Origin of the sequence: Paraburkholderia sp. BL18I3N2 (genome assembly GCF_003001875.1) — a bacterium.
GTDB classification, from domain to species: Bacteria; Pseudomonadota; Gammaproteobacteria; order Burkholderiales; family Burkholderiaceae; genus Paraburkholderia; species Paraburkholderia phytofirmans.
On the sequence record NZ_PVNC01000041.1, the window covers coordinates 18,051 to 27,516 of the forward strand.

Sequence of the window (9,466 nt, forward strand, 5' to 3'; positions counted from 1 at the left end):
GCCCTGCAATACACGCGCCGCCTCGCCGGCGGCGCGCAGCTTCAACTGCAATGGAGGCGATTCTCGATGAAAGCACATGCGCAACGTCTCATCGCCGCGCGCCTTGGCCTCGCGCTGCTTACGCTGCTGTTGGTGTCGGCAGTCGTGTTCGCCGTCACCGGGCTGCTGCCCGGCGACGCGGCCCAGCAGGCGCTCGGCCAGGCGGCAACCCCCGAAGCCGTGGCTGCCCTGCGGCATCAGTTCGGCCTCGACCAGCCCGCGCTGCAACGCTACTTCGTGTGGCTCCTTCATGTGGTCAGCGGTAACTTCGGGACCTCGCTGTCGAACAATCTGCCCGTCAGTCATCTGATCGCGACGCGTCTGCCAAACTCGCTGGTGCTGGCCGGACTCACGGCGGTGGTCTCCGTACCGGTAGCGCTGCTGATCGGCATTTCGTCGGCGATGTTCCGCGGCTCGCTGCTCGACCGCACGCTCAACGTGCTGACGCTCTCCACGGTCGCCGTGCCGGAATTCCTGATCGCGACCATCGCCGTGCTGATCTTCGCCGTCAAGCTGCGCTGGCTGCCGGCGCTGTCGTATCTGTCGGAAGTGCATTCGTTCGGCGCGCTGCTGCGCATCTACGCGATGCCGGTGATGACGCTGTGCTGCGTGCTCGTCGCGCAGATGGCGCGCATGACGCGCGCCGCGGTGCTCGATCAGCTCAATTCGTCGTATGTGGAAATGGCCTTGCTCAAGGGCGCCTCGCCGGTGCGCGTGGTATGGCGGCACGTGTTGCCCAACACCATCGGACCGATTGCCAACGCGGTGGCGCTGAGCCTGTCGTATCTGTTCGGTGGCGTGGTGATCGTCGAGTCGATCTTCAACTATCCCGGTCTCGCGAGCCTGATGGTGGACGCGGTGACCAACCGGGACATGCCGCTCGTGCAGGGCTGCGTGATGGTGTTTTGCGCGGCGTATCTCGTGCTCGTGCTGATCGCCGACCTGTGTCAAATCGTATCCAACCCGAGGCTGCGTCGATGATGAGCCAACCTACCAATCCCCACCATGTTCCTCACGCCGGCACCGAGCTGTACGACGTGCGCCGCGACGAACTGGTCGTCGAGCCCGCGCCTGTCGAAGCGGCGCCGCTGAAACAGGGCGTGTTCAAACGCCTCGTGCACCGCTTTTCCGTACTCGGCCTGATCGGTCTGCTGATGGTGGCGTTCTGGCTGCTGGTCGCGTTCATCGGGCCCCTGGTCGCGCCGTACAAAGGCGGTGCGCTGACCTCGACGGAAATTTTCGGCCGTTACAGCGCGGCGTATCCGCTCGGCACCGACTATCTCGGCCGCGACATGCTGAGCCGGATTCTCTATGGCGCGCGCTACACCGTCGGCCTCGCGCTCGCTGCTGCGGTACTCGCGAGTGTGATCGGCACGTTCTTCGGCCTGCTCGCGGCGGTGTCGGGCCGCGTGGTCGACGAAGTTCTGAGCCGTCTGTTCGACGCGCTGATTTCGATTCCGAGCAAGGTGCTCGCGCTCGTCGTGATCGCCGCGTTCGGGTCGTCGATTCCGATGCTGACGACGGTCGCCGCGGCCGCCTACATTCCCGGCGCGTTCCGCATTTCGCGCTCGCTCGCGGTGAACGTGATGAGCCTCGAATACGTGCAGGTGGCCCGGGCGCGCGGCGAAGGCATCTTCTATATCGCGCGGGTCGAGGTGCTGCCCAACATGATCCATCCGATGCTCGCCGATTTCGGCCTGCGTTTCGTGTTCATCGTGCTGCTGCTGAGCGGGTTGAGCTTCCTCGGCCTCGGCGTGCAGCCGCCGAACGCCGATTGGGGTTCGCTCGTGCGCGAGAACATCGGCGGCTTGTCTGAAGGTGCGCCCGCCGTGCTGATGCCGGCCGTCGCGATCGCGACGCTGACCATCGGCATGAATCTGCTGATCGACAACTTGCGGCGTCGCAGCCGCAGGCATGGAGGTGCGTGATGGCTGAGCGCAACATGATCGAAGTGAAGGGACTGAGAGTCGTCGCGGGTGCGGCGCCGGGGCCGGTGACGGAGATCGTCAAGGGCGTCGATTTTTCGGTAAAGAAGGGGGAAGTGCTCGCGCTGATCGGCGAGTCCGGTTCGGGCAAGACCACCATCGCGCTGTCGCTGCTCGGCTACGCGCGCGCGGGCTGCGCGATCAGCGGCGGGTCGGTGCGCGTCGGCGAGGTCGAGGTGTTGTCGCTCGATGCGAAGGGACGCCGCGGGTTGCGCGCGCGCACCGTCGCGTACGTCGCGCAGAGCGCGTCGGCCGGCTTCAATCCGGCGCGCACGATCATGGATCAGGTCATCGAACCGGCGCTGCTGCATCGCCTGATGTCGAAAGAAGCAGCGTCCGCCAAGGCGGTCGAACTGTTCCGTTCGCTCGCGCTGCCCGCGCCGGAAACGATCGGCGAGCGCTATCCGCATCAGGTATCCGGCGGTCAATTGCAGCGCTTGATGGCGGCGATGGCCTTGATCACCGATCCGGCCGTCGTCGTGTTCGACGAGCCGACCACCGCGCTCGACGTCACCACGCAGATCGAAGTGCTTGCGGCCTTCAAGAAGGTGATTCGCGAGCTCGGCACCACGGCCGTGTACGTGTCGCACGATCTGGCGGTGGTCGCGCAGATGGCGGACCGCATCGTCGTGTTGAACGGCGGCGCGGTGAAGGAGAACGGCGCGGTCGCGCAAGTGCTCGACGCGCCCGCGGATGCGTACACGCGCCAGTTGCTGGCCGCGACGCGTCGGCCTGAAGCGGTGCTGACGTTGCCGCAAAACCTCGGCAAGCACGTGCCGCCGCTGCTGGAGATTCGCGGACTGTCGGCGGGCTATGGACGGATCGACCGGCAAGGCATGCCTGCCGTGCGCGTGCTCGACGACGTCAGTCTGTCGATTCCGCGCGGCAGCACGCTCGGCGTGATCGGCGAATCCGGCTCCGGCAAGACGACGCTCGCGCGCGTGGTGGCGGGGCTGGTCGACCGGACGCGCGGCGAGGTGCTGTTCAACGGTGAGCCGTTGCACGCGCAAATCTCCCGCCGCACGCCGGAGCAGTATCGGCAGATCCAGATCGTGTTCCAGAACGCCGATACGGCGCTCAATCCGAGCCATTCGATCGCCGATATTCTGGGGCGCCCGCTCGCGTTCTATCACCATCTGCGCGGCTCGGCTGCAAAAAAACGCATGCTGGGCTTGCTCGATCTGGTGAAGCTGCCGGCTTCGATCGCCACCCGTACGCCGGCCGGACTCTCCGGCGGACAGAAGCAGCGCGTGAATCTGGCGCGCGCGCTCGCCGCCGAGCCTGCGTTGATTCTGTGCGACGAAGTGACATCCGCGCTCGATACGGTGGTCGGCGCTGCGATTCTCGATCTGCTCGCCGAATTGCGGCGCGAACTGGGCGTGTCGTACATGTTCATCAGCCACGATATTTCGACGGTGCGCGCGATCTGCGACGAAGTGATCGTGCTGTACGCGGGGCATCGCGTGGAAGCAGGGCAGCGCGAGGTGCTGGCGGCGCCGCCGTATCACCCGTACACGGGCTTGCTGGTCGATTCGGTGCCGGCGTTGAAACCCGGCTGGCTCGACGCGCGCCGCGACATTGTCGCGACCGCCTTGCCGGCGATGGGCGAGAGCGCCCACATCGCCGAGTTGTGCTCGTTCCGCGCGCGCTGTCCGGTGCGTATCGACGGCAAGTGCAACGTGACACCGCCTTCGTTGAAGAAGCTGCCTTCGGGCGCGGAGATTTTGTGCCACCATCCGGCCGCCGAACTGAACCGTTTGCAGACCGTGGAGGCGACCCCGGCATGAACGGACGGTTTGTACGCGTCGCGGAAACGGGCCGCAAGACCTTTCCGATCACCGTGGACGGCGTCGTGCGCGAGGCCGCCGAAGGCGACACGCTGATGGTCGCGCTGCTCACCAGCACGGCCACGCTGCGCGACTCCGAATTCGGCGATGGCCGGCGCGCCGGTCTCTGTCTGATGGGCGCCTGCCAGGACTGCTGGGTGTGGACCGCGCAAGGCGAGCGCGTGCGCGCGTGCAGCACGCCGGCGATGCCCGGCATGTCGATCGTCACGAAGCTGGCGCAAGCCGGGGAGGGTGTATGGCCCCGCGCGTAGTCGTCATCGGTGCCGGGCCGGCGGGTGTGCGCGCAGCGCAGGCGCTCGCCGAAGCGGGGCTGCGGCCTGTCGTGATCGACGAAGGCCGGCGCGACGGCGGGCAGATTTATCGACGTCAACCGGACGGGTTTTCGCGCAGCTATGAGACGCTCTATGGCACCGAGGCCGAGCGTGCCGCGTCGCTGCATCAGAGCTTCGATGCGTTGAAGAGCCGGATCGACTATTTGCCGGAAACGCTCGTCTGGAACATCTCGCCGAACGCCGTGCATCTGGTGAGCGGCACGCGGTATCGCTCGCTCGCCTTCGACGCGTTGATCGTTTGCAGCGGCGCGACGGATCGGCTAATGCCGGTTAAAGGCTGGCACCAGGCCGGTACTTATAGCCTCGGCGGCGCGCAGGTCGCGCTGAAGTCGCAAGGCTGCGCGATCGGCTCGCGCATCGTGATGATGGGCAGCGGCCCGCTGCTGTATCTCGTGGCCGCGCAGTACGTGAAGGCGGGCGCGCAGGTTGCCGCGGTGCTCGACACTTCGACGTTCATGCAGCGCGTGGCCGCGTTGCCGCGTCTGCTGGCGATTCCCGCCGCGCTAAGAAAAGGCATTGCGTTGACGCGCGTGCTGGCCGACGCGCGCGTGCCGGTTCATCGCGGCGTAGAGCCGCTCGAAATCAAAGGCTCGGCGCAAGACGGCGTGAGTGCGGTCGAGGTCGCCTTGCCCGGTGGCAAGCGCCTCGAATTCAAGTGCGATGCCGTCGCGCTTGGTTATCACCTGCGGCCCGAGACGCAACTCGCGGACCTCGCGGGCTGCCGCTTCGTGTTCGACGAAAACGCCCAGCAGTGGCTGCCACAGATCGATGCCGACGGCCGCAGCAGCATCAAAGGCGTCTATCTTGCAGGCGACGGCGCGCGAGTACGCGGCGCGGATGCAGCGGAACGCTCGGGCCGTCTCGCGGCGCTGGCCGCTTTGCAGGATCACGGCATAGCGGTCGACGGCGTGGAGCACTTGCGCGCCGAACTCGCACGCTTCTCGCGTTTTGCCCAGGGTTTGCGGGAAGCATTTCCGTGGCCGGCGAAATTCGCCGCGTCGCTGCCGGACGAAACGATCGTCTGCCGTTGCGAAGCGATCACGGCGGGCGAATTGCGTCGCGTGGTGCAGGCGACCGGCGCTAAAGAGGCCAATCGCGCGAAGGCGTTTTCGCGCGTCGGCATGGGGCGCTGCCAAGGGCGCTATTGCGGCCACGCGGGCGCGGAAATCATCGCGGCGGCGGCATGTGTGCCGCTGTCCTCAGTGGGACGGCTGCGCGGCCAGGCGCCGGTCAAACCGCTGCCGGTGGCGCTGACCGAAGCGGTGAGCGACGAGGTAAGCGCCGAGGTGAGCAGATGAATGCGACGACCCGCAACGAAGCCGATGTGATCGTGATCGGCGGCGGCATCATGGGAACGACGACAGCGTTCTTCCTGCGCCGGCGCAACCGCTCGGTGATTCTGCTCGAACGCGGACTCACCGGCCAGCAGGCGAGCGGCGTGAACTTCGGCGGGGTTCGCCGTCAGGGCCGTGCTTTATCGCAACTGGCGATGGCGGATCGCGCGCTGCGCACATGGCAACGCTCGACGGAACTGCTCGGCGAGGACGTCGAGTTTCTGCCGTCGGGTCATACGCGCGTGTGCTACCACCAGAAGGACGTCGAGAACTTCGACCAGTACGCGATCGATGCGCGCGCCTACGGTCTCGAACTCGAAGTGCTGCACGGCGAAGCGCTGTTCAGGCGTTTTCCGTTTCTCGGCCGCGAGGTGCTGGCGGCTTCGATCTCGCCGCTCGACGGCCACGCCAATCCGCGCCTCGCGGCGCCCGCGTTCGGTCGCGCGGCGGCCCGGCTGGGCGCGCAGGTGATCGAGGACACGGAGATCGTGCGCGTCGAAAAAGACGGCGGACGGTTTCGCGTGGAAAGCGCGCGCGGCGACGTGTATTGGGCGGCGCAACTCGTGATCTGCGCCGGGGCGTGGGCGAGCCGGCTGACCGAGCAGTTCGGCGAATCCGCGCCGCTCACCACGCGCGGGCCGCAAATGTGCGTGACGGAGCCGGTGCCGTACGTGTTCAAGTCGTCGATGGGCGTGTTCACGTCGATCAAGGAGGAGAGCATTTATTTTCGGCAGATTCCGCGCGGCAACATCATCGTCGGCGGAGGTCCGCCCGGTCCCGCCGACGCCGTGACGAGCCGCGCTTCGGTGTTGCCGATCAACACCGTGCGGCAACTCGCGCAGATGCGCCGGCTCGTGCCCGCGTTGGCGCCGCTGCATGTGATTCGCGTGTGGAGCGGCGTGGAAAGCTATCTGCCCGACAGCGAACCGGTGATCGGTCCGAGCAGTCAGGTCGATGGTCTGTTCTACGCGTTCGGCTTCAGCGGCTCGGGGTTTCAGATCGGCCCGGGCGTCGGCGAAACGCTGGCGGAACTCGTCGATACGGGCAATACGCCGATTCCTCTCAATGCGTTTTCCATCCGGCGTTTCGCGAAACAGCCGGCGGCCCGCTCGACCATCGTAACGTCATGAAACAGTCCGTCAGCCTCAACGCGGCCCGCGCTTTCATCGAAGACCATTTCGACGAACCCGTGACGCTCGCCCAACTTGCCGCGCTGTCCGCTCTCAGCGTGTCGCGCTTCGCCACGGTGTTCCGGCAGCAATACGGATCGTCGCCCTACCGGTATCTGTGCGGGCTGCGGATTCAGCGTGCGCAGACGCTGCTGCTCGAAGGCGTGCCGGGATCGGTGGTGGCGACGGAGGTCGGTTTCTTCGACCAAAGCCACTTCGGCCGCCATTTCAAGCGATGCTGCGGCATGACACCCAGCATGTTCATCGCACGCGCCGGCGCCAACGCGGCGCGGCATGCCGGCGCGAGCCGTTTGAATGGCTTGAGTGGCGCGCCTACTGCGTCGCGCTCAGCTTCCGCCATAACGTTGTCTTGCTGATGCCGAGTGCCTCGCAGACCGCGTCGCGGTCGCCGTCGTGCGCGGCGAGCGCGGCGCGGATTTCGTCGGCTTCCACATGACGGCTGCGTTCGCGCAGGGTTAGCGCGGCTTTTTTCGTGCGCGCGTGCGGCTCGACGATTTCAGGCGCGACCGTGCGCAACATGTCGCGGGTGAGAACGGTTGCGGCGGCGTCTACTGACATTGCGCCCAGGTGCGCATCTGCATCCACATCCGCACCCACATCGGCGAGTTCGACCGCGATCCGTTCGATCAAGTTCTGCAATTCACGCACATTGCCGGGCCACGCGTAGCGCTTGAGCGGTTCGGCGAGCGTGGCGAGCACACGCTCGGCGGCGGCCGCGTCCGGCAGGCGCGCCGCGAGCCTCGGTTCGCGCGCGGCGGCTTGCAGAAGCAGTTCAACGGCGAGCGGCAGCAGATCGGTCGGCCGCTCGCGCAGCGGCGGCAGCGCGATGCTCAGAATGTTGAGCCGATAGTAGAGGTCCGCGCGAAAGCTGCCGGCTTCGATGCCTTCGGTCAACGCGCGATGCGTCGCCGCGACCACGCGAATATCGACGCGCGTCGGCTCCGTCGAACCGAGCCGCACGACTTCACGTTCCTGCAGCACGCGCAGAAGCCGGCTTTGCAACGACAGCGGCATTTCGCCGATTTCATCGAGAAACAGGGTGCCACGGTGCGCGACTTCGATCAATCCCGCTTTGCCGCCCTTGCGCGCGCCGGTGAACGCGCCTTCCTCGTAGCCGAACAGTTCGCTCTCCAGCAGCGCCTCGGGAAACGCGCCGCAATTGATCGCGACGAATGCGAAGTCGCGCCGTGGGCTCAAGTGATGCATGCTCTGCGCGACCATTTCCTTGCCCGTGCCGCTCTCGCCGAGAATCAGCACGGTGGCGTCCGAACGGGCATAGCGCCGCACCAGCGCGCGCACGCGTTCAATCGATTCGGACGCGCCGACGATATCGTCGAGCCGGTAACGCGCGCTGAACTGCTGCACGCGCTGGCGTGAACGCAAGGTGCGGTCGAGCCGCTCGACCGCGCGTGACTCCTGAAACGTCAGCACCGTGCCCGCCGCCGCGCCGCTGCTCGCCAGCGGCCCGCGATGCACGACATAGCTCACGCCACGCACCGTACACAACGCGTCGCCGTCCGCATCCGGCAGGCTGCCCGCGAGATCGGGCGCGAGTTCGAGCAGCACGCGGCCCACGGCCTTCGCCGCGTCGAGGCCGAGCACGCCGGCGAGGCGCTGGTTCATCGCTTCGACGCGGCCTTGCGCGTCGAGCGCGACGACGCCGTCACGCAGATGCTGCAGCAGATTGTCGAGCCGTTGACGCCGGATCGTTTCGCGCCGCGTGGCCTGCGCGACTTCGAGCGCGGTGTCGAAGGCCGCGCGCACCGACGCGCGCGAATACAGAAACACCGCGCCCATGCCGGCATTCGCCGCGAGATCGGTGACCATTCCAGGACCGACCACCACGTCGATGCCGCGATCACGCAGATCGAGAACGACACTCTCCGCGTCCTGCGCCGATTGATACGAGGCGAAGGTGACGTCGAGCGCGTAGGCGGCGACGAAGCGGCGCACTTCGTCAGGCGTGTTGCCGTGCGTGACGAGCGCGACCTTTGCTCCGTCGCGTCGCGCCCGCGCGAGCGCATGCATCACGTCGAAGCCGGTCGGGCCGATCAACACGACCGGCACCGACACGCGCGTTTTCAGATACGCGCCGTTCGAGCCGCCGGCAATCACGACATCCGGACGACCCGCGCCCGCGGCGTCGATCTCGCGCACGGCATCTTCGAAACCGTGCGAGACGATGCGCAAGTCCGCGCGTTCCACGTACTCGCCCGCGATGTCGAAAAACAGATCGCGCAGGCGGCTGATACTCACGGCCCAGATACGGGGGCGCTGGGCGGGTTCGAAAAGAGGTGTGCTCAAGGCTGGGCGGCTCGCGGCGAGGCTGGTGAAGTCCGTCTATTATGCGCGCATCCATTTCTGATTTGAAATCAACATTTCAGTTGTGAAATGAAATGCGGGCCGGCGTGGGCGGCGGTCTTTTGTGAAATCAGGCACTTACCGTGCGTCGAAGCTGCTGGCCCGTTCTTTGCATTTCAGGCTGCGTTCAAAAGCATCCCCCCATGCATCAGGAGACGAACTCATGAGCGAAGCAGACAACAGCACGCCGAACGCAGGCGCATTCAAACCTAAGAAATCCGTCGCCCTGTCGGGCGTGACGGCGGGCAACACGGCCCTATGCACGGTCGGCAAGACCGGCAATGACCTGCACTACCGCGGCTACGACATTCTCGATATTGCGAGCGCCTGCGAATTCGAAGAAATCGCGTACCTGCTCGTGCACGAAAAGCTGCCGAC

The 9,466-nt window shown here is 66.3% G+C and carries 9 protein-coding genes; 8 read left to right on the forward strand and 1 reads right to left on the reverse strand.

The features are described from left to right. The first annotated feature begins 66 nt into the window (after positions 1 to 66). The 7 genes from B0G75_RS39230 to B0G75_RS39260 are packed head-to-tail and all read left to right on the forward strand — an operon-like array spanning position 67 to position 7,083. The gene (locus B0G75_RS39230) at positions 67 to 1,020 is read left to right on the forward strand and encodes an ABC transporter permease (protein ID WP_106314891.1); all 954 of its coding nucleotides are present in this window, start codon (positions 67 to 69) and stop codon (positions 1,018 to 1,020) included. Further along, the gene (locus B0G75_RS39235) at positions 1,017 to 1,967 is read left to right on the forward strand and encodes an ABC transporter permease (protein WP_106314892.1); all 951 of its coding nucleotides are present in this window, start codon (positions 1,017 to 1,019) and stop codon (positions 1,965 to 1,967) included. The genes B0G75_RS39230 and B0G75_RS39235 overlap by 4 nt, the downstream gene beginning before the upstream one ends. Continuing rightward, positions 1,967 to 3,811 (forward strand): ABC transporter ATP-binding protein, encoded by a 1,845-nt coding sequence (locus B0G75_RS39240; protein ID WP_106314893.1) that lies wholly within the window; start codon positions 1,967 to 1,969, stop codon positions 3,809 to 3,811. The genes B0G75_RS39235 and B0G75_RS39240 overlap by 1 nt, the downstream gene beginning before the upstream one ends. Continuing rightward, positions 3,808 to 4,122, forward strand: a complete 315-nt coding sequence (locus B0G75_RS39245) for a (2Fe-2S)-binding protein (RefSeq protein ID WP_106314894.1) — start codon at positions 3,808 to 3,810, stop codon at positions 4,120 to 4,122. The genes B0G75_RS39240 and B0G75_RS39245 overlap by 4 nt, the downstream gene beginning before the upstream one ends. Continuing rightward, positions 4,107 to 5,501, forward strand: coding sequence for an NAD(P)/FAD-dependent oxidoreductase (locus B0G75_RS39250; protein ID WP_106314895.1), 1,395 nt, complete (start codon positions 4,107 to 4,109; stop codon positions 5,499 to 5,501). The genes B0G75_RS39245 and B0G75_RS39250 overlap by 16 nt, the downstream gene beginning before the upstream one ends. Next, positions 5,498 to 6,667: an FAD-binding oxidoreductase gene (locus tag B0G75_RS39255; protein WP_106314896.1), complete on the forward strand. Its 1,170-nt coding sequence runs from the start codon at positions 5,498 to 5,500 to the stop codon at positions 6,665 to 6,667. The genes B0G75_RS39250 and B0G75_RS39255 overlap by 4 nt, the downstream gene beginning before the upstream one ends. Beyond that, positions 6,664 to 7,083 carry an AraC family transcriptional regulator gene (locus B0G75_RS39260; protein ID WP_106314897.1) on the forward strand — a complete coding sequence of 140 codons (420 nt, stop codon included), beginning with the start codon at positions 6,664 to 6,666 and terminating at the stop codon, positions 7,081 to 7,083. Before B0G75_RS39255 ends, B0G75_RS39260 begins: the two co-directional genes overlap by 4 nt. Here the strand turns inward: B0G75_RS39260 and prpR are convergent. Then, on the reverse strand, positions 7,040 to 9,031 hold the full coding sequence (gene prpR, locus B0G75_RS39265; RefSeq protein WP_106314898.1) for a propionate catabolism operon regulatory protein PrpR: 1,992 nt from the start codon (positions 9,029 to 9,031) through the stop codon (positions 7,040 to 7,042). The two genes, B0G75_RS39260 and prpR, sit on opposite strands and share 44 nt — an antisense overlap. Positions 9,032 to 9,251: 220 nt before the next feature. Between prpR and B0G75_RS39270 the strand changes: the two genes are divergently transcribed. Continuing rightward, on the forward strand, positions 9,252 to 9,466 hold a 215-nt coding region (locus tag B0G75_RS39270; protein WP_308705957.1), incomplete at its 3' end, for a citrate/2-methylcitrate synthase.